The sequence below is a fragment of the Paenarthrobacter nitroguajacolicus genome, from assembly GCF_031455195.1.
Classification (GTDB): domain Bacteria; phylum Actinomycetota; class Actinomycetes; order Actinomycetales; family Micrococcaceae; genus Arthrobacter; species Arthrobacter nitroguajacolicus_D.
Genome location: NZ_JAVDSH010000007.1, coordinates 107,043 through 127,601 on the forward strand (window position 1 = coordinate 107,043; position 20,559 = coordinate 127,601).

A 20,559-nucleotide genomic window follows, 5' to 3' on the forward strand; every position below is an offset into this window, starting at 1 on the left:
CCGGCTAAAGTACTGAAGTACTTAGTCGCCGTGAGTTTCCCTACCGTCTGAACTACGCACAACCTGATGTTGGCTGACGTGTGAAGACTTGCCCGTCAGTGGAGTTCCGGTGTGGTTCTCACACACCTGACGAACCGCAGGAGGTGACATCGCCCGCCCCTTCGCTGAGCGACTTGCATCAAGACCCGACGCTTCGGGCTATTTTTGATAGATCCCAGGCTGCCGCAGCCCAGTTTCCTGTCCTTCAACTGTCAGAGTGGGATCTGAGAACATCATGAGCCGCCGTCAACAATACGGAAAATTCGCGCTACTCTCAGGCCAGCCCGCGACCGCAAGTTGCCCGCGCTCCCCCACCCTGCCCAACGCTCCTCCAGCGCGAGGCGACCTTCAAGACACCTCAACGGGCAAGGCGTGCGGGAATCCTCACATGGCTCCTGCTTCCTGACATTACCCGATAGCTATTTAACCGAATATCCGTTATCGGCGTCGGACCAACAGTGCGGCTGATTCCCGAGGAACGATCCGCGCGGTATTGGTGGGCACATCGGGCAGCGGGTGTCCTTCTGCGTGATGCAGGGCGATCCCAGCCGTATAGAGACCCAGCTGTTCCATATCGACGCCGACACTGGAGATTGGGGGAAGGAACCGGGCGGCCAGTGGGGAGTCGTCATGGCCGATGACGGAGAGCTCTTCTGGAACACGTATACCTTTTCGCGCCGCCGCCGAGATGACGTCCGCCGCGGTTTCGTCGTTGTACGCGACGATGCCCGTCACGCCTGCTTCATGCCAGGCGGTGACGGCGGACGCTGAGGCGGGGTCCTGATAATCGACCTGCCTGACGACGGGGGCTGGAACGCCTGTCTCGCTGCAAACCTGCTCGACGAGATGAAGCCGGGCTGCAACAAACTCTTCCAGCCGCGGGTCGGCGGGGTGAGCGAAACCAAGCTGCTTGTGGCCGAGCCCCAGAAGGTATTGGGCCTGAAGCTTTGGTCCTGAGGTGAAGTCGGAGGAGGGCTGCGCGGTCGCGCGGTCCGGAATGATGTTCCGGATGCCTAGGGACTTCATGTCAGCCAAGTCCTCGTCCGAGAACTGTCCGTAGCCAATGACGACGGCAGGCTCAAGAATGGCCCAGAGGGGCGTGGCAGTGCTGTCGGCAAGCGGCGTGTAGGTGACCAGGGTGTAGCCGTGGCTGGCAAGCTCATGGGTCAGGACTTCAAGATTCGTGCGCAGGCTGTGCGCCAAGGGCCAGTCAGGCAGGACAAGCAGGACGATCTTATTCCTCCCACTTCGAAGCGCCCGTGCGGCATGGTGCGGCTTGTAATTCAACTCCTGGGACGCGGCCAAAACACGTTTCCGGGTGGCTTCGGAGATTGTTTGCCCCTTGGTCCGGTTCATTACGAAGCCGACCGTGGCGGGTGAAACTCCCGCTTCCCTGGCCACGTCAGCCGCCGTCACCCGGCGTCCCGTCGCTGTAGTCAACCCGCACTCCCTTGAATCGTTACAAAATACTCTTGCCATCCGCGCTAGCGCCTTGCTAGCATCTTACCCACCGCTACTAGCACGTACTAGTGGTGTTCCTCACCAAGACATTTAGACAACGGAGTCCTCATGAGTACTCGCGACGACAAGCCCAACGAGGTTGTCCCGCCTACTGCTTTTCCCCTTGCCACCTCCGTCACGGATGTGGCCGATGATCGGCCTGAGACCACGAAGCCGGACTTGCCGAAGGTCTCCGCCCGCTACATCTGGTTTATGGTTCTGGCGCAATTTGGAGTCTTCGTAGCCTTCATCACCCCGCTTGCCATTTCGTTGTCCATCCGGGTCCAGGAGCTGGCCCCGGGCCACGAGGAATACCTGGGGTACATCACAGGCGCGGGTGCCTTCGCCGTGATGCTCACAGCACCCTTAGCGGGAGTGCTAAGCGACCGTACCCGCACGAAGATTGGCCGCCGCCGTCCTTGGATGATCGGCGGCACGATCCTTGGTGTCATCTCGCTGTTCGTGATGGGGCTTGCCCCTGACGTCCTCATCCTGGGCCTCGGCTGGATCCTTGCCCAGCTGGGCTGGGGGCAGGTGCTCGCAAACCTGCAGATCTCCACGGCAGACCGGCTCCCGGAGTCTCAGCGCGGCAAGGTGGCCGGGCTAGCCGGCTTCGCGACGCAGATAGCACCCGTCTTCGGCCTCGTCATCGCCGGAGGTTTCGCACAGCGAAGCGTCCTGCTCTTCCTGGTCCCCGGACTGGTGGGAGTGATTCTCGTAGCACTGTTTGTCCTCCTCGTGCACGAAGACGACAGCCGGGCACTGACCTTTGCCGAGAAACTCAGCATCAAGGCAATTGCGAAGAAATACGTATACAACCCCAAGCACTACCCGGACTACTCGTGGAACTGGGCGGGCCGCTTCCTCTTCTACTTCGGGCTTACCCTCAACACCACGTTCACGGCGTTCTTCTTCGCTTCCAAGCTCGGCGTTGAAGTCAGCGAGGTAGCCCCACTCATCGCCACCATCGGCGGCACCGGCATCCTCGCCACAACTCTCGGTGCCATCGGCGGCGGATTCCTCTCTGACCGCCTTCGCCGCCGCCGCTTGTTCGTCCTGACCGCCGCCGTCATCTTCGCTGCCGGCGCAATACTCATGGCGTTTGCCCCTGACGTGCCGCTGCTCATCGCCGGTTCCCTGCTTACCTCAGTCGGCATCGGAGCATTCTCGGCAGTTGACCAGGCCCTGCTCCTTGACGTCCTGCCCGAAAGGGACACCGACGCCGGCAGGTTCATGAGCATCACCGGCTTCGCGACCTCGATCCCCCAAGCCTTAGCCCCGATCATCGCACCGCTTTTCCTGGCCGTAGGCGCAACCGGCACTGACAAGAACTACGAACTCCTCTACATCGTCGCTGGCGTCGTCACGATCCTGGGCGGCCTGTCCGTGCTCCGCATCAAATCAGTCCGCTAGAACTGCAGAAAGAAACACATGAGCCACTTCTTCCCGTGGACCGCCAGGTTCATCGCCCCGGCAGCACCCGCCGATCAGTCCGAACACCCCCAGCCGGCACCCCTTTTCCGCCGCGACTTCAACTCCGCCAATATCCGGCGGGCCACGTTGCACGTGACGGCGCTCGGCCTTGTTGAGGCATACCTTAATGGGCAACGCGTGGGCGACGAAGTCCTCGCACCAGGCTGGACCACCTACCGCCACCGGCTGAACTACAGCAGCCACGACGTCACGGAACTTATCACCGAAGGCGCCAACACCTTGGGTGCGATGGTCGGGGAAGGATGGGCGCGAGGTCGGCTTGGTTGGGAAGGCGCAGGACCAACCAAAAACATCTTCGCTGACCGTCCAGGCTTGTTCATGCAGCTTGACCTCGACTACGGGGACCACCGCGAAAGCATTGGCACCGACGAAGAGTTCCGCACCTCCCCCGGCCCCGTCCTCTTCGAGAGCATCTACGATGGCGAACACTACGACGCGCGGCTGGAGCAAGTCGGCTGGTCCGCCCCTGGTTTTGATGCCTCCACGTGGGCATCGGTGGAAGTCATTGACTGGGACCTGACGACCCTCGAAACCCCCACGAAGGAACCTGTCCGCCGCATCGAGGAAATCCCGGTCCAACGGCTCCTCACCACGCCCTCGGGGAAGACCATCGCCGACTTCGGGCAGAACCTGGTCGGCTGGATCCGCCTGAGCGTTGAAGGCGACGCCGGTACCACTGTGACCCTCCGCCATGCAGAAGTCCTCGACAACGGCGAGCTTGGCGTCCGCCCGCTGCGCACAGCCAAAGCAACAGACGAATACACCCTGCGCGGCAACGGACCCGAACTATGGGAACCGCGCTTCACCTTCCATGGGTTCCGTTACACCGAAATTGAGGGCTACCCCGGAGAACTGACCATGGACAAGCTCACCGCCGTCGTCGTTCACACCGACATGGCGCGCACGGGATGGTTCGAAACCTCCAACCCCCTGCTGAACCAGCTCCACAACAACACCGTGTGGTCCATGAAAGGCAACTTCGTCAGCCTGCCCACCGACTGCCCCCAGCGGGATGAACGCCTTGGCTGGACCGGTGACATCAACGTCTTCGGCCCAACAGCGGCGTACCTGTACGACGTCCGAGGCGTCCTCGGGTCCTGGCTTCGCGACCTTGCCTTGGAACAGAAGCACAAAGGTTACGTGCCCATGGTCGTCCCGGACTTCCAGACCCATGCCGCACCGATGACCACCGCTGTCTGGTCCGACGTCGCCGTCCTGCTGCCCTGGACTCTCTATCAGGCCTATGGGGACCAACAGATCCTCGAAGACGCCTACACCTCCATGGTCGAATTCACCGACCAAGTCGCAGGGCTGCTGAACCCCGACGGGCTGTGGGACTCGGGGTTCCAATTCGGCGATTGGCTCGACCCCGACGCACCCCCGGAAAACCCGTCAGGCGGCAAAACCGAGTCACATCTCGTGGCAGCCGCGTACTTCTGCCGCGTCACGGAAGTGATGGCAAAAACGGCGGCCATCCTTGGCAACAGCGAGGACGGAGAACGGTTTTCCCGTGTCGCAGCAAAGGTCAAGCAGGCCTTCCAGGACGAGTATGTCACCCCGGCCGGCAGGCTGGCCAACAACTCTGCCACCGCCTACGCCCTGGCCATCACCTTCGATATCCTCAACGCCGGACAGAAGGAACGCGCCGGGGAAATGCTGGCCAAGCTGGTGACTCAGGCCAAGCACACCATTTCCACCGGATTCGTTGGCACCCCGGTCCTCTGCGACGCGCTCACGCAGACAGGGCATCTGGACGACGCCTACAAGCTCCTACTAAACACTGAATGCCCGTCGTTCCTGTACCCGGTCACCATGGATGCCACCACTATCTGGGAACGCTGGGATTCCATGAGACCGGACGGCACCATTAACCCCGGCGGGATGACCTCGTTCAACCACTATGCCCTCGGAGCAGTAGCTGACTGGATGCACCGCACGGTAGCCGGCCTCGCACCCGCCGAACCCGGCTACAAACGCATCACTGTGGCCCCCAAGCCAGGCGGGGATCTCACCAGCGCCTCGGCCCGTCACCTCACCCCGTTCGGTGAAGCCGCCGTGTCCTGGCGCATTGTCGACGGGACCGTAACCCTTGACGTCAAGGTCCCGGAGGGTACGACCGCCCACGTTGTCCTGCCGGTGCACCCGGAAAACCTGGAAGTAGAAGTAGGACACGGGAGCCATAGCTGGAGCTACGAGCTTCCGGCAGGACACAATGAAACGCCGGAATACAGTCTGGACACCACCTTCGGCGTTCTCGCCCAGGACAAGGAACTGTGGGAAAGCTTCACCGCAACCTTCTCATCCTTCTTCCCCGGCGTCCCTTTGGATGCCAACAACCCCGACGCGAAAAACATCAGCATCAGGGACATGCTCGGCATGATCCCCATGAGCCCCGCCGGACTCGCCGAAGCACTCGAAAACGTCCTGACAACAAAGAACGAGGTACCCGCATGATTGCCCCCGCCCCCAGCTCAGAGAAAAACGAAGTAGTCACCAAAGTCGTCAAAGACCTCAGGCTGGAAGACAAAACAGCCCTCCTGTCCGGCCGTGACTTCTGGTCCACAGCTGAGGTAAACGGCGTGCCCTCAATGGTCCTCACCGACGGACCCCACGGCGTCCGGCGCCAGGCCGGTGAAGCTGACAACCTGGGAATCCATGGAAGTTTGCCCGCCACGTGCTTTCCTCCCGGGACGGCGCTCGGATCAAGCTGGGACCAAGAGCTTGCAGAGGAGGTCGGGCAGGCGCTGGGCCGTGAAGCCCGCCACTTGGGTGTGAATGTCCTCCTCGGACCTGCGGTTAACATCAAGCGATCTCCGCTCTGCGGGCGGAACTTCGAGTATTTCTCCGAAGACCCGCTGATCAGCGGCGTGCTGGGTGCTGCCTGGGTTCGCGGCGTCCAAAGCCAGGGCGTCGGAACGTCCGTCAAGCACTTTGCTGCCAATAACCAGGAGACCGACCGTATGCGGATCAGCTCCGACGTGGACGAACGGACGCTGCGTGAAATCTACTTTCCCGCGTTCGAACGGGTGGTCCAGGAGAGCAAGCCGACCGCCGTGATGTGCTCTTACAACCGAATCAACGGCACCTACGCCTCGGAAAACACATGGCTCCTCACCGATGTCCTCCGGAAAGAATGGGGCTTCACCGGGGCCGTCCTATCCGACTGGGGTGCCGTGAGCAACCGGGTCGCGGCCCTGAAGGCAGGTCTTGATCTGGAGATGCCCGGCTCCGACGGCACCACCACTGCCGAAATCATCAGCGCGGTCAAAGATGGCAGCCTCGACACCTCATTCGTTGACGCCAGCGCCATCAGGGTCGCGGCGCTGCAGCAATTGACAGCATTCGAAGGCGGCGACACCTCAGCCTTCGATGTCGATGCCCACCACGCCCTGGCCCGGCGGGCGGCCGGGGGATCGATCGTCCTCCTGCGCAACGAAAATGGCACGCTTCCGCTCCAGCCCGGCACCCGTGTGGCCGTCCTCGGTGAGTTCGCCGAAAAACCGCGCTATCAGGGCGGAGGAAGCTCCCACATCAACCCCACACGCATCGATATTCCCCTCGAGGAGCTGCGCAAAAATTTGGGCGAGGACCACGTACATTACGCACCCGGCTACGGCGTCACCGGTACGGAAGCCTCCTCTCTCCTGCTGGAAGAAGCCACGGATTTGGCCCGCCGAGCCGACGTCAGCATCGTCTTCGTCGGCCTGGACGAGAAGGAAGAATCCGAAGGATTCGACCGCACCAACCTCGACCTTCCCGCCGACCACGTAGCCCTCATAGAGGCCGTCGCAGCCGTCAGTAACCGCACCGTTGTTGTCCTGTCCAACGGTGGAGTGGTCACACTGGAACCTTGGCACGATGACGTTGACGCCATTCTTGAGGGCTGGGCTCTAGGCCAGGCCGGCGGTGGAGCACTCGCCGACGTGCTCACTGGGCGCACTAATCCATCCGGCCGGCTCGCCGAAACCATCCCATTCCGGCTCAACGACACCGCCTCCTTCATCAACTTCCCCGGCGAGGCAGGCCACGTGCGCTACGGTGAAGGCGCCCTGGTCGGTTACCGGTACCACGAGACAGTCGACGTCCCAGCCCGGTATCCCTTTGGGCATGGCCTCAGCTACACCACTTTTACTTACTCTGACCTCAGCGTGGACGTGCCCGGCACTGACCATGCCACAGTCCACCTCACTGTAACGAATGCTGGTGACCGTGCAGGCGCGGACGTCGTCCAGATCTATGTGGCAGCACCCAAGGGGCCGGTCCGGAAACCCCTTCGCGAACTGCGTGCCTTCCAAAAGGTCACGCTGGAACCGGGCGAGTCGCGGACGCTCGCCTTCGAACTGGACCGCCGCGCCTTCGCCCACTACGACATCACAGACAGCCGCTGGGCCGTCACCCCGGGCGAGTACTCGATAGAACTGGGACGCAGCTCCCACGACATCGCAGCCCGCAGCGCAATTAGCCTTGAAGGAGACGCGGGCCGAACCGCCCCTCTGAGCCTCACCTCAACTGTCGAGGAATGGTTCACCCACCCGGTGGCCGGTCCCCTGCTTATCGAGGGCATGACTGCTTCGATGACGGAAGAGCAGCGCGAGGCTGCCGAGGCCATGCAGGACGGGCTGAAGATGGTGTACTCCATGCCCATGGACCAGTTCGCCAAGTTCCCCGGCGTCACCATCCCCCAGGAAGCCTTGGAACAGCTGATCCACGCTACCAGGGAGGCTCCGGTCGGATGAGGCAGGGAGTGAAAAAGAAGATTTTCCTTACCGGTGCCACCGGGAATTGGGGACAGTACATCCTGCGTGAATTCGCCCAGCGCGCAGACCGCTTTGACGTCACCGCCCTGGTCCTTCCCACCGCCAAAGATACGGCAATCATCCGCAATTTTGAGGGGATGGAGAACCTCAGAGTTGTCTATGGCGACGTCACGGACTACCCCACCGTGTTGTCCTGCGTCACCGGTGCCGACTACGTCCTGCACACCGGCGCCGTCGTCTCGCCGTTTGCTGACGACCACCCGGAGCTGGCACATAAAGTAAACGTCGGCGGCGCCAGGAACGTTATCAAAGCAGTTAAAAGCCAGCCGGATCCAGACAAGGTCCGGCTGGTCACCATCGGCACCGTCGCCCAAAGCGGTGACCGGAACCCGCCCAACCACTGGGGACGCGTCGGTGACCCTCTTCGTGTATCCCACTACGACGAATACGGTCAAAGCAAGGTCATCGCGGAGCGGGAACTTATCGACTCCGGACTCAAAAACTTCGTTTCTCTGCGCCAGACCGGCATCTTCCACCCAGGCATCCTGGAAATCCGGGACCCCATCATGACCCACACTCCCTTGGCCGGGGTCTTGGAATGGGTCTCTGTTGAGGATGCATCGCGCCTGCTCGCCAACATCTGCGAAGACGGCGTCCCGCAAGAGTTTTGGGGAGGCATTTACAACATTGGAGGCGGCGAATCATGGCGCCTGACCAACTGGGACCTCCAGACCAGCATGACCGCCGCCATGGGCGTCAAAGACGCCCGTAAATGGTACGACCGGAACTGGTTCGCGACCGGGAACTTCCACGGGTTCTGGTACACCGACTCTGACGTGCTGGAATCCCTCGTCCCCTTCCGTAAAGACACATTCCAGGAAGCACTGCACAGGGCCGTGGCAGCGGCACCGGCCGGGGTCCGGCTCGCCGGAAAGATCCCTGCGCCGCTGATCAAGCACCTCGTGATGAAACCGCTCACCAAAAAACCGCGCGGCACGATGGCCTGGATCGAAGCCAACGACACCGCCAAGATCGATGCCTACTTCGGCTCCAGACAGGAATGGGAAAACATCGGAGACTGGTCCACCTTCTGGCCGCCCCGGCCCGACAAAGAACCACAGTTCCTGGACCACGGCTACGACGAAAACAAGGACCCGACCGACTGGACACTCGCGGACATGAAGGAAGCAGCGGAATTCCGTGGCGGCACACTAACCTCCACTTTCAAGACCACAGGCGACATCTCAAAGCCCCTGCCTTGGGAATGTGCAGCAGGGCATTCCTTCCACGGTAGCCCCCGGCTCATCCTCACAGCCGGCCACTGGTGCCCTGAATGCGTCAAAAACCCCGCCGACTACCCGAATCAGGCAGCGGCAAACAGGTTCCTAGCTCAACTCGAGCCCAAGGTTCCAGCAAACGCCTAAACCACTATTTTGGGGTGCCCGCAACCCGGCCCTAGGGCAAAAGGCGGGCACCCCAAACAGTCTTTCCTACTACCCGTGAGCTAGGGCATGCCCGAATCTGCGCTACCGGCAAGCGTGCATATTCGATTTCGGACAAACTCGTGCTTTCTGAGTCGCGTGTAGTCCAACTAGGCACAGCGCAACCTGACACATTCGGCCACGCCGAAGGGTTGCCGAGCATCGTGGCTGAATTGTCGGTGCGGTTGGTACTTTGCATCCATCAGCAACATCCGACCAAGGTGAATGGGAATGCCAGGTACCAAAAGGACGGCCCAAGGGACGACGCCACACCCACCACCAGGCCAACGATGAAGGCGAAGCTGCCTGCTCCCGGCAGTCCCCGAGGTAAGCGGACCCGGTAGTTCCGACAGCACAGCTGATGTTTGCCCAGATCAGCTTTGAAGACGTGTCTTCAATGAGTCGTTTTCGCACTCGTTCCTGGCCGCGAGATCTCAGGCGTCGTGGTTGGTCTGGAGCAGCCGAACCAGGTGGTCCAAGGCCTGCTCCGAACCCGTAGTTGTACTGCGGAGGACGACGCGGTCGCCGTGCTCCAGTCCGAGGCTCATGAGGGAAAGGACGGAGCTGGCATCCATGGAATCGCCGGCTGGTTCTTCTTCGCGTCCAATAGTGATGTCCAGGTCTTCGTATGCGGCGGCCGCTTTCACGAAGACGGTGGCCGGGCGGGCGTGCAGCCCAGAGGTACTGGCGATGATGGCAGTTCGTTCAGGCATTATTGGCTTCCGTTCGCAGATAGTGGTGGGGTGGTCAGGGCACGCGGAGATCTTCGACCATCCGAGCGACGTGGAGGGTCAGGTAGGTTACTTCATCTTCGGTCAGGGGTTCGCCGAGTCGTAGTTCGAGGACTGTTTGGAGCTTGAGGGCATTAGCGAAGGCCTCAGGATAGGACTCACGGATTGCCTTGCTCAGCGTGCTCGCACCGTCGTCCAACTGTCGGCTTGATTGAGCTCGGACAAAAAAGTAGCGCAGGTGGGTGATGAAACGGGCTGCATTGACTGTGTCACGGTCAAAGGGGCGGTCGTATGCTTTTTCCAGGACCTCGAAAAGCTGTGTGAACACTCCTGTCATTTGATAGGTAAGAGACAGGTCTCCGGTAGCGAACCCAGCATTAACCAGGTGTAGTGCGATAGGCACGGCTTCAGCCTCAGGCAGTGTCTGCTCAATGCGGGAATTCACGAAATCTAGGACGTAGAGAGCTATCCGCAGCTCATCGGGGTAGAGATGGGCCACCTCAGCGCGCAGAGGGTATTCAAGGTCAATGCCCTGACGCATGCGTTTGATGGCGAAACTCAGGTGGTCGGCAAGAGCCACTACGATGGTCGAGCTGACAGGGCTGGGCAGATCTCTCCTGGCTAGCTGCAGCGCTTCATCGGCGAGAAGGAGGTGCTCGGGGGGAATGGCTGCGACCAAGGCTCCGAAATTATCAGCGTCCCGTCCATCCTGCGGTACGAATACTCGGACGATTTTGGTCTGATCCACAGCGCTGCCGGGTTTGGCTTGGTACCCCAGGCCTCGCCCTGTGACAATGACCTCTTCATGGTTAGTGCCGCGCGCGAGGACAACGTTGTTATTGAAGACACGCAAGATTTCCACATCCGCCTCCTTTCGTCGTCGACGAAACGGCCGCGGCAACAGAGAATTCCTCTCTTCTCCCGCACACCGGGCCTGCGTGCCGGCCGCTCTGGCTTTTAGCCATGAGGGGTTGAGCTAATCTTCAGGCTCGCGCCGTTGGTGGCGATGATTTCCTTGTACCAACCGAAGGACTTCTTTGGGTATCGCACGAGGGAACCGGTCCCATCGTCGTTTCGGTCCACATAGATGAAGCCATAGCGCTTGCTCATCTGCGCAGTGGAGGCACTGACCAGGTCGATGCAGCCCCAGGCGGTGTAGCCCATCAGCTGGACGCCATCCTGTACAGCCTCCCGGGCCTGCACCAGATGATCGTTCAAATAGGCAATCCGGTAGTCATCATTGACGGTCTTAACGCCATCGGCTTCCACAAGCTCGTCCTTGGCACCCACACCGTTCTCAACGATGAACAGCGGCTTTTGCCAGCGTTCCCAGTAGTCATTGAGCACCACGCGCAGTCCCTGTGGGTCGATCTGCCAACCCCACTCCGAGGCCTGCAGGGTGGGGTTTGGCACACCGCCCATGAGGTTGCCCGGGCCCTTGACTTGCTTGGCGGGGTCTGCCGTCTCACAGATGCTCATGTAGTAGCTGAATGAGACGAAGTCCACCGTGTTTTTCAGGTCCTCACGGTCCTGGACGGTGATGTCCAAGTCGATGCCGTTGTCCCGGAAGTATCGCAACAGGTAGCCGGGGTATTCGCCGCGGCAGTGGATGTCACCGAAGGCATAGCTGTCATGGGCCGTATACATTGCGGCCACGACGTCGGCGGGATCCGGGCTCAAGGGGTACGTGGGAAGTGCAAGGATCATGCAACCTACCTGCGCGTCCGGCATCAGTTCGTGGGCAAGCCGGGTGGCTCGGGCGGAGGCCACCAGCTCGTGGTGGATGGCCTGATACAGGTCCTGTTTCGTGAGTTGTTCCTTCGGCGCCGGAATGCCGCCGGACAGGAACGGCTCATGAAGCACCGAGTTGATTTCATTGAACGTCAGCCAGTACTTCACCCGGCTGCCGAAGTACTCAAAGAGCGTGCGGCAGTAGCGCTCGTAGAATCCGATCAGGTCCCGGTTGGTCCAGCCGTTGTACTTCCGCGCCAGGTGGAGAGGAGTCTCATAGTGGCTGATGGTTACCAGCGGCTCGATGCCATACTTGTCCAGCTCATCAAGAATCCGCGAGTAGTAGGCAAGGCCTTCGGCATTGGGCGCTTCCTCGTCACCGTGGGGGAAGATCCGGCTCCAGGCGATGGAGAACCGGAAAACCTTGAAGCCCATGTCGGCGAAGAGGGCGATGTCCTCCTCGTAGCGGTGGTAGAAATCGATCGCTACCTGTTTGAGGTTCTCCGGCGTTGGTCCCTCAGTAGGGGTCTCCGTAATGCCCTTGGGCATCACGTCCTGGATCGATAGTCCTTTGCCGCCCTCGTTGTAGGCGCCTTCGATCTGGTTGGCGGCGGTAGCGCCGCCCCACAGAAATCCTTCGGGAAAGGTCATGCTCACAGTTTGTTCCTTGTTCAGTCGGGCTGGATGGGGGATCGGGCGGGGCTTAGAACTGGACGGAAATCACGGCGTCACCGTTGGCAAGGGTCCCTTCGGTCACGGGGTTCACGCTGGCCAGCTGGGCCGTGTTGGTGACCATCACCAAGGTCGTGATGTCGTAGCCGGCCTCGGCAACGGTCTCCAAGTCGACGACAGCGAGCAGATCGCCAACCTGGACCCGCTGGCCGCGCGCCGCTTTGGCTTCAAACCCGCGGCCTTGCATCTGGACGGTGTCTATGCCGATGTGGACAAGGACCTCGACGCCGTTGTCGGACTTGATGCCAAAGGCGTGGCCGGTTTTCATGGCGGCCTTGATCGTGCCTGTGATTGGTGAGTAGATCCGACCATCCACGGGGATGATACCCAGGCCCTTGCCCATGGCACCAGAGGCAAACACCTTGTCTTGAACGTCCTTCAGTGCCACGACCCGGCCGGTGACGGGAGCCAGCACCTGGACGGTGCCAGTCATCGTCGGCGCGGAAACAAGGTCAGTCTCGGGTACAGAGTCGCCGGCATCCGGCGCTGCCACCGACTCAACCTCACGCGGGCCGAAGAAGAAGGTCAGACCGAACCCGATCGCGACGGCGGCACCTGTTCCTACCAGCAGGAGGAAGACGTTGCCCACGGTAGTAAATGCCGGCAGTCCCAGCAATGAGGGGAACACGAAGGAGGTTGCACCGCTGCCACCGGCCGCTACAACCGCACCGCCCACGACTCCCCCGGCGATGCCGAAGTAGAACGGCCTTTTCAGGGGAAGATTGACGCCGTAGATGCCAGGTTCAGTGATGCCTGCAAGGAAACCAGATAGTGCAGCGGGACCTGCCACAGCACGGCGGGCCTTGTTACGGGTCCGGAAGGCCACGGCGAGGGTGGCAGCGGCTTGGGCGAGTACGGCCGGCAGCAGCGGCCCGAACAGGAGAGAGTGGCCCTCGGTGGCGATTTCGTTCAGCATTCCAGGAAGGAAGCCCCAGTGCAGGCCGAAGAGGACGAAGACTTGCCAGAAGCCGCCCATAATGGCTCCGGCAAGCCAAGGCGCGACAGTGAAGGCCGTGCTGATGCCGGTTGAGAGACCCTGTGCCACGTAGGTGGTGATCGGGCCCACTGTGATAAGAACCAGCGGCACCATCACCAGCAGGGTCAGCAGCGGCGTAGTGAAGTTCCGGATGGCTGATGGAAGTGCCCGGCTGAGGAAGCGTTCAAGGTAGCACTGGAGCCAGATCGCCACGATGATGGGGATAACAGAACCGCTGTAGTTCATCATCACCACCGGAATGCCCGCGAAGTTGACGGGCCCTGGCTGTGCGGCCAGAGCGACGATGCTCGGATAAACGAGTGCACCGGCTATGGCCATCGATGTGAATTGGTTGGCTTTGAATCTTCTTGCTGCCGTCACCGCCAGGAAGAGCGGAAGGAAGTAGAACAGTGCGTCCGCCGTGGCGGCCAGGATCACATTGGTCTGGGACGCGGGATCCAGTAACCCAATTTGGGTAGCCAGGCTCAAAAACGCCTTGAGCAGTCCAGCGGCCGCCAGCGGCCAGATGACAGGTGAAAAAATCGAGGAAATCAGGTCAATGAAGCGGCTCAAAAGATTGCCCTTCGATACCGGTTCGTCATCGACGCCAGCATCTTCGGTGAGCTTGGTCATTTTGCCGAGTTCAGCGTAGACGGTGGGAACGTTATCTCCGATGACTACCTGGTACTGGCCGCCAGCTTTCATCACGGTGATCACACCTGACAGTTTTTCGACAGCAGCAGTGTTTGCCTTTGCCTCGTCCCGCAGCTTGAGCCGGAGCCGGGTAGCGCAGTGAGCAACGCTGACGATGTTCTTCTCGCCGCCCACCCCCTGCAGAATCTCTCCGGCCAGGGACCGGTAGTCCACACTTGTCATGTCAGACCTCTCATCAATTTTGGGCACAAAAAAAGACCCAAGACGCACATAAGTGCTTCTCAGGTCTTGCCTCGTAGCCGAGTAACAATCCTCTCGGCAAAATTGCCGCTGAGACGGAAGCATACGTGTTGCCCCAGTCACAAGCAACCCCCCGACGAGACTCACGAACAGTGCTCGCGAACGGAGGATCTGCTGCTCCTCCCGGTTTTCGTCCACCAGATCACCAAATAGAGAATATCTATTTGTAGAAGTAAAAATATTTAGTGGATCAATTATCAGTGTTTGGATATGGTCGAATTATGCAGAATGACGAACTTCCCGTGACCACGGTCAAGCAGGCGAGCTATGAGCTGCTCCGGGCCAATGGTTTGACCACCATTTTCGGCAACCCTGGTTCCAACGAGCTGCCATTCCTTGGGGCTATGCCCGAAGACTTCCGTTACGTCCTTGGCCTTCATGAGGGCGTGGTCATGGGCATTGCCGATGGATACGCCCAAGCATCGGGGAAGGCCGCTTTCGTCAACCTTCACGCTGCCTCGGGTACGGGCAATGCCATGGGCGCGCTCACGAATGCGTGGTACTCGCATACACCTCTGGTCATCTCGGCTGGACAACAGGTCAGACCGTCGATAGGCATGGAATCCATGCTTTCCAACGTGGACGCGACGACGTTGCCCCGTCCGTTGGTCAAGTTCAGCTCGGAACCTGCCTGCGCCGCGGACGTCCCCCGATCCCTCAGCCATGCCATCCACGCCGCCACGCAGGATCCCAAGGGGCCGGTGTACATCTCAGTGCCTTACGACGATTGGGACGCAGATGCGGGGGAAGTAAGCGTCAACCTAGTCGGCCGGAGCGTTCACACAGCAGGGACACCGTCGCGCCGACAGCTCGAACCTTTCATCGACGCTTTGGCCTCAGCGGCCAACCCCGTGTTGGTTCTAGGACCAGACATCGATGCTGCACGCGCCAATCACAAGGCCGTTGCCTTGGCCGACAAGCTCAAAATGCCGGTCTGGGTAGCGCCCTCGGCACCCCGATGCCCCTTCCCGACCAACCACCCCGGCTTCCGCGGGGTGCTCCCTGCCTCGATTTCCAGAATCTCTGACTTGTTCAAGGATCATGACGTTGTCCTGGTCGTGGGCGCCCCCGTGTTCCGCTACCACCAGTTTGAACCCGGCGAGTTCCTCCCGGCGGAGACAACCCTGCTGCACATCACCTGCGACCCGGGCGAAGCAGCCAGGGCGCCCATGGGCACGGCCTTGGTAGCAGACATGTCCGAAGCACTCCACGCCCTCACTGAGGGTCTACCGGAGTCAAACCGGGCCGTGCCTGCACCCCGGATTATCGCTCCCCCGCCTGCGGCCGATGGTACGGCTCTCGCGCCCGAGGCGGTCTTTGAAGTGATCAACGAAGTTGCTCCCCGGGACGCCGTCTACGTCAATGAAGCGACGTCCACGGTTGGGGCGTTGTGGGACAGGCTCGAAATGACCCATCCTGGAAGCTACTACTTTCCGGCGTCGGGCGGACTGGGCTTCGGCATGCCGGCGGCCGTAGGCGTCCAATTGGCCAACCCGAACCGCCGCGTGATCGGCATCATCGGAGACGGCTCGGCAAACTACGGGATCACCGCCCTGTGGACAGCCGCCCAGGAGAACATCCCTGTCGTCTTCCTGATCCTCAACAACGGGACCTACGGCGCACTTCAAGCCTTTGCAACCAAGCTAAACGCCGAAAACGTGCCAGGCCTCTCTGTTCCCGGGATTGACTTCTGCGCTCTGGCAGGCGGATATGGCGTCCAGGCCTCCAAGGTCACTGACCTTGCCAACCTCAAGGAAAAACTAACGGCAGCGCTCGAAGCCGAGCAACCGACACTCATCGAAATCATGACAACAACCATCAGCCCCTTCTGATCTGTTCCCGGCGACACTGACGATCCCGGACCGATCAACGATCACCAAGGATAAAGAAATGACCATTCAGCTCGAAAACACCGCTGACTTGCTCGCCGGATGGATTCCCAACCGGCAATTCATCGGCGGTACATGGCGCGAGGGACGTTCTGAGCGCACCCTCACCCTCACCAACCCCTACAACCAGCAGATCCTCGGCGGAGTACGCCAGGCAACCATCGAGGATCTCAACGACGCCTACACAGCTGCCGCCGCGGCTCAAAAGGAATGGGCGGCCCAGCCCCCGGCCACCCGCCAAGGCATTCTCCTCCGCGCGGCTGCAATCCTGCAGGAACGCCATGACGAGATCGTCTCCTGGCTTGTAGCTGAGTCAGGCAGCACTGTGCTGAAGGCCAACATCGAGGTTGGGGCGGCCCGTGCCATCACCTTGGAAGCGGCATCGTTCCCTTACCGGGTGCACGGACGGATCCTGGAGTCGGATGTCCTCGGCAAAGAAAATCGCGTTTACCGGGTGCCCTTGGGAGTTGTCGGGGTCATCAGCCCTTGGAACTTTCCCCTCCATCTTTCCCAACGGTCCGTAGCCCCCGCGCTGGCCCTAGGAAACGCCGTTGTACTCAAACCTGCCAGCGACACGGCACTCACTGGCGGGCTGCTGATCGGCAAAATCTTCGAAGAAGCCGGACTCCCAGCCGGCGTACTAAACGTTGTGATCGGGGCAGGCAGTGAAATCGGCGACGCCTTCGTTGAACACGAAATACCTGCGCTCATTTCCTTCACCGGTTCCACACCCGTCGGACAGAACGTCGGACGCATCGCCGCCAGCGGTAAACACCTCAAGCACGTCGCCCTGGAACTGGGCGGAAACAGTCCCTTCGTGGTGCTCGCGGACGCCGACCTCGACCAAGCAGTCCGAGCCGCAGCAATGGGCAAGTTCCTCCATCAAGGCCAAATCTGCATGGCCATCAACAGGATCATCGTCGAAGACTCGGTCTATGACGAGTTCGTTACCCGTTTCACGGAGCACGTACGAACGCTGAACTTCGGTGACCCCGCAGACCCCCGGACCTTCATCGGGCCGGTCATCAACAGCCAGCAACTCGAAGGGCTGAAAAAGAAGATCCACCTCGCCACTGAAGAAGGAGCCCGGAAAGTCCTCGGCTCGGAGGTCATCGGCCAAGTCATACCGCCACACATCTTCTCCGAGGTCACCCCGGATATGGAACTGGCCCGCGAAGAAATTTTCGGCCCACTGGTCGGCATTCTTCGCGCCCAGAACGAAGCCCACGCACTGGAGATGGCCAACGACAGCCACTACGGACTGGCCAGTGCGGTATTCACAGGCAGCACTGAACGGGGAGTCAAATTCGCCCAAGGCATCCGGGCGGGCATGACCCACGTCAACGACATCCCCGTCAACGATGAACCTCATACCGCATTCGGTGGCGAAAAGAACTCCGGGCTCGGACGGTTCAACGGCGAATGGGGCATCCAGGAATTCACCACGGACCACTGGATCAGCATCCAGCACACACCCCGCCAGTACCCCGTCTAGAAAACCGCGACGACGGAACGGAGGTAAACCTCGATGTCCTTCATAAAGGCAGCTGAGACCCAGCACCGGGCACAGCCTGAAGGCCGCGACCTCACAGCCTTGGCCACCGCCGCTGCAGTGGCCGGAGGGTCGTTGGAACCGCGCCGGCACCTCAGGGAGCTGCAGCAACTATCCGGGCAGCTGGCGGGATACGATGCTGTGATCCCCCCCTTGCCGGCACTGCCTTCGACCATGCTGCCCGGTCATCTAAACGGAGTCCCGGTCATGGTGAAGGACAATATCGACGTCGCCGGAGCCCCCACGACCGCGGGCACACCCGCCTTGGCAAACAACATCGCCGAACGAAACGCTCCCCTCATCGATCGGCTCACCCGTGCAGGGGCGGTCATCACAGGAAAGAACGTGATGCACGAACTCGCATTGGGAGCGACGTCGGACAATCCAGTCCATGGGTTCCCGAAAAACCCGTGGGACCCGGGCAGGATCTGTGGTGGGAGCAGCGGCGGAACAGCCGCCGCCGTCGCACTGGGCCTGGCTCCAGTTGGAATCGGGACGGACACCGGCGGATCGGTACGCATGCCGGCAGCACTGTGCGGGTTGTTTGGCTTCCGACCCTCTCCAGGGCGGTACCCTGACGGCGGGATACTATCCCTCACCCCTACCAGGGATACTGCAGGCCCGATGACCCGAACCCTTCAGGACCTTCTTCTCGTCGATTCCGTACTCGCTTCGCGGCCCGCCGTCAGCGCCCACATAGACCAATCCGTAAGGATCGGCATCAGCCCGTGCCACAGAGTTGACCTACACCCGGACGTGGCGGAAAAATACCGACAAGTCCAAGCAGCGCTGGCGGCAAACGGAGCCCGGTTCGTCGACGTCGACATCGACAGCATCGTCAAAGATGCAGCCGAGATCGCCACAGTCATCCTGTGGGGGGAAGCGGCAGATGGCCTCGAACACTACCTCCGCACCCACAATGGGCCGACATTGCAGGAACTGGTTCAAACCATCGCCAGCGTCGACGTCAGGCAACTTCTGGTGGCGGGGCTGAGTTCCGTTGACCGGGCCGAATACCAGGCCGCACTCCAGACACGGCAGCGCCTCCGCGAAGAGCTACAGCGGCGGTTGGATGCCTTCAATGTGAAGGCCCTGATGTTCCCCACGGTCCCCGTCGTGGCACCTTTGGCCGAACAGTCTGAGTGGATGGAACTGAACGGAAAAGTCGTTCCCACGTTTCCCACTCTTATCCGGCACTCGGACTTGGGTGGCATCCTCGGGTTACCCGGCATTTCCGTCCCGGTTGGCACGGGAACGCTTTCGCACCTGCCGGTGGGAATGGAGTTCTCATCCCTGTCCGGTACCGACAACGATCTTCTGGCCCTCGTAGCAGCAATCGAACCAGGGATCGCACAGGTCACACCGCCCAGCAAAATCCCCATGTCGTGATCCGTACGAACTGAATAGAGTCACCAGCGGCCATGTGCCTTAGGGGGGCACACTAACGCTGCCGCAAGCACTCCCTCGTACACCCCAGCTCCACCCGCATCCCCGGCCGCCCTCACAGCCCGGCCATCCGTCCTTCGACCCAAAGAGGAAAGCACTATGACTGAAGAGAATAGCGGCGAGACGCCCGTACACAGTCCCACCTGGCCCGGCAGCGTTGCCGTCATCGGGGCCGCCGGCCTGATCGGCGCCGGCGTCGTCGAACGCCTTGCCATGGAAGCTGTCACCGACACGGTCTACATGACCGATTTACGGGACAACGTCCTGCATGCGCACGCCATCGATATCGCCGAAGCGCAGATTCTCGGCGGGAATACCCGCACCAAGCTCGTCGTGGGACCACCCGCAGACGGGACCCCTGTTGACCTCGTTATCGTGGCAGCGTCAGCGCCTGAAAGTCCTGATGGTGACCGCCGGGACTTTCTTCGCGCCAATCTCAAGCTATTGAGGCTCCTCCTGCCAGACATACAACGCCTGGCAGGAGAGCATGGCGCAGTTATGCTGCTCTCCAATCCGGTCGATGTCCTTGCCGAGGCACTCAGACAACTCTCCGGAATCAGCCCCGATCAACTCTCCGGAATCAGCCCCGATCGCATTCTCGGTTACAGCCTGAACGATTCCATCCGCTTCCGAGCAGCAGTCGCCAGAGAACTTGGCGTATCGCCGGAACGCGTTGCCGGCCTGGTCCTGGGGGAACACGGCGACGGGCAGGTCCCGCTGTTCAGCGGCCTCACCCTCGACGGCGAAACCCTGAACCTTGACTCGGACCAGCAGACCCGGGTCACTACGGACATCACCGGCTGGTTCTCCAGATGGTCAGCCCTCAAGCCCGGCCGCAGCAGCGGCTGGACGACACCCCTTGGCGTCGTCCAGGCGGTAAAAGCCATGGCTACCGGAGAAATTCACCCGGCTACCATCTGGACCGGCAGTGTCGACAGCCTGCCCGACAGCTTTATATCTCTCCCGACACGACTGGAGCAAGGTCGGATGGTCCCGGCGCTGGGCCCGATCTCGGAAGCTGAAAAAGAGGGACTGACGGAGGCCGCCAAATCCGTCACAGCGGCGGCAGCACGGGCAGTTCAAGACTTCCCCGGCACCCAATAGCCAGCGAACAGTTCACTTATATTGAATGAGGCCTCCGATAGCAAACGGCTAGCTTCTCCCCGCAGAGCCCTCGAAGTAAATACTCGCCGGGGAGAAGCCCACCCCAACGCCGTCAGCTGAGAACCAACCCGCAGAAGGACTGCGCTGAACGGCCGGGTCACCACGGGCTCGAT

Annotated in this window: 13 protein-coding genes; 8 read left to right on the forward strand and 5 right to left on the reverse strand. The window is 61.0% G+C overall.

Going from position 1 to position 20,559, the window contains the following annotated elements; translation table 11 throughout:
• Positions 1-477: 477 nt before the first annotated feature.
• Positions 478-1,479 carry a LacI family DNA-binding transcriptional regulator gene (locus J2Y68_RS15530; RefSeq protein WP_209754616.1) on the reverse strand — a complete coding sequence of 334 codons (1,002 nt, stop codon included), beginning with the start codon at positions 1,477-1,479 and terminating at the stop codon, positions 478-480.
• A gap of 129 nt (positions 1,480-1,608) precedes the next feature.
• Here J2Y68_RS15530 and J2Y68_RS15535 point away from each other — a divergent pair, with 129 nt between their 5' ends.
• The 4 genes from J2Y68_RS15535 to J2Y68_RS15550 are packed head-to-tail and all read left to right on the forward strand — an operon-like array spanning position 1,609 to position 9,214.
• A complete protein-coding gene (locus J2Y68_RS15535; RefSeq protein WP_309994694.1) occupies positions 1,609-2,952 on the forward strand; it encodes an MFS transporter in 1,344 nt (447 codons plus the stop codon).
• Positions 2,953-2,970: 18 nt separating this feature from the next.
• Complete coding sequence (locus tag J2Y68_RS15540) at positions 2,971-5,487, forward strand: glycoside hydrolase family 78 protein (protein WP_309994695.1); 2,517 nt, start codon at positions 2,971-2,973, stop codon at positions 5,485-5,487.
• Positions 5,484-7,769: a glycoside hydrolase family 3 C-terminal domain-containing protein gene (locus J2Y68_RS15545; RefSeq protein ID WP_209754610.1), complete on the forward strand. Its 2,286-nt coding sequence runs from the start codon at positions 5,484-5,486 to the stop codon at positions 7,767-7,769. The genes J2Y68_RS15540 and J2Y68_RS15545 overlap by 4 nt, the downstream gene beginning before the upstream one ends.
• A gap of 8 nt (positions 7,770-7,777) precedes the next feature.
• A complete protein-coding gene (locus tag J2Y68_RS15550) occupies positions 7,778-9,214 on the forward strand; it encodes an NAD-dependent epimerase/dehydratase family protein (RefSeq protein ID WP_309994697.1) in 1,437 nt (478 codons plus the stop codon).
• Between the two features lie 491 nt (positions 9,215-9,705).
• Here J2Y68_RS15550 and J2Y68_RS15555 read toward each other — a convergent pair whose 3' ends face one another.
• The 4 genes from J2Y68_RS15555 to J2Y68_RS15570 form a co-directional block, all read right to left on the reverse strand.
• Entirely contained in the window at positions 9,706-9,984 is a 279-nt protein-coding gene (locus J2Y68_RS15555) for an HPr family phosphocarrier protein (protein ID WP_309994698.1), read from the reverse strand.
• 34 nt (positions 9,985-10,018) lie between these two features.
• Positions 10,019-10,864 (reverse strand): PRD domain-containing protein, encoded by an 846-nt coding sequence (locus J2Y68_RS15560; RefSeq protein WP_209754599.1) that lies wholly within the window; start codon positions 10,862-10,864, stop codon positions 10,019-10,021.
• A 95-nt stretch (positions 10,865-10,959) separates the two neighbouring features.
• Positions 10,960-12,384 (reverse strand): glycoside hydrolase family 1 protein, encoded by a 1,425-nt coding sequence (locus tag J2Y68_RS15565; RefSeq protein WP_309994699.1) that lies wholly within the window; start codon positions 12,382-12,384, stop codon positions 10,960-10,962.
• 52 nt (positions 12,385-12,436) lie between these two features.
• Positions 12,437-14,317 carry a beta-glucoside-specific PTS transporter subunit IIABC gene (locus J2Y68_RS15570; RefSeq protein ID WP_209754595.1) on the reverse strand — a complete coding sequence of 627 codons (1,881 nt, stop codon included), beginning with the start codon at positions 14,315-14,317 and terminating at the stop codon, positions 12,437-12,439.
• Between the two features lie 299 nt (positions 14,318-14,616).
• On the opposite strand from J2Y68_RS15570, the gene mdlC reads away from it, so the two are divergent.
• From mdlC to J2Y68_RS15590, 4 genes are all read left to right on the forward strand, one after another.
• Positions 14,617-16,227 (forward strand): benzoylformate decarboxylase, encoded by a 1,611-nt coding sequence (gene mdlC, locus J2Y68_RS15575; protein WP_309994701.1) that lies wholly within the window; start codon positions 14,617-14,619, stop codon positions 16,225-16,227.
• A gap of 58 nt (positions 16,228-16,285) precedes the next feature.
• Entirely contained in the window at positions 16,286-17,779 is a 1,494-nt protein-coding gene (locus J2Y68_RS15580; protein WP_309994702.1) for an aldehyde dehydrogenase family protein, read from the forward strand.
• Between the two features lie 33 nt (positions 17,780-17,812).
• The gene (locus J2Y68_RS15585; RefSeq protein WP_309994704.1) at positions 17,813-19,225 is read left to right on the forward strand and encodes an amidase family protein; all 1,413 of its coding nucleotides are present in this window, start codon (positions 17,813-17,815) and stop codon (positions 19,223-19,225) included.
• 156 nt (positions 19,226-19,381) lie between these two features.
• Positions 19,382-20,386 (forward strand): lactate/malate family dehydrogenase, encoded by a 1,005-nt coding sequence (locus J2Y68_RS15590; RefSeq protein ID WP_309994706.1) that lies wholly within the window; start codon positions 19,382-19,384, stop codon positions 20,384-20,386.
• Positions 20,387-20,559 lie beyond the last annotated feature (173 nt).

Coding starts and splice junctions, on each gene's coding strand:
- J2Y68_RS15535 (WP_309994694.1), top strand. CDS start 1,609: ATGAGTACTCGCGACGACAAGCCCAACGAGGTTGTCCCGCCTACTGCT.
- J2Y68_RS15540 (WP_309994695.1), top strand. CDS start 2,971: ATGAGCCACTTCTTCCCGTGGACCGCCAGGTTCATCGCCCCGGCAGCA.
- J2Y68_RS15545 (WP_209754610.1), top strand. CDS start 5,484: ATGATTGCCCCCGCCCCCAGCTCAGAGAAAAACGAAGTAGTCACCAAA.
- J2Y68_RS15555 (WP_309994698.1), bottom strand. CDS start 9,984: ATGCCTGAACGAACTGCCATCATCGCCAGTACCTCTGGGCTGCACGCC.
- J2Y68_RS15565 (WP_309994699.1), bottom strand. CDS start 12,384: ATGACCTTTCCCGAAGGATTTCTGTGGGGCGGCGCTACCGCCGCCAAC.
- J2Y68_RS15570 (WP_209754595.1), bottom strand. CDS start 14,317: ATGACAAGTGTGGACTACCGGTCCCTGGCCGGAGAGATTCTGCAGGGG.
- mdlC (WP_309994701.1), top strand. CDS start 14,617: ATGCAGAATGACGAACTTCCCGTGACCACGGTCAAGCAGGCGAGCTAT.
- J2Y68_RS15580 (WP_309994702.1), top strand. CDS start 16,286: ATGACCATTCAGCTCGAAAACACCGCTGACTTGCTCGCCGGATGGATT.
- J2Y68_RS15585 (WP_309994704.1), top strand. CDS start 17,813: ATGTCCTTCATAAAGGCAGCTGAGACCCAGCACCGGGCACAGCCTGAA.
- J2Y68_RS15590 (WP_309994706.1), top strand. CDS start 19,382: ATGACTGAAGAGAATAGCGGCGAGACGCCCGTACACAGTCCCACCTGG.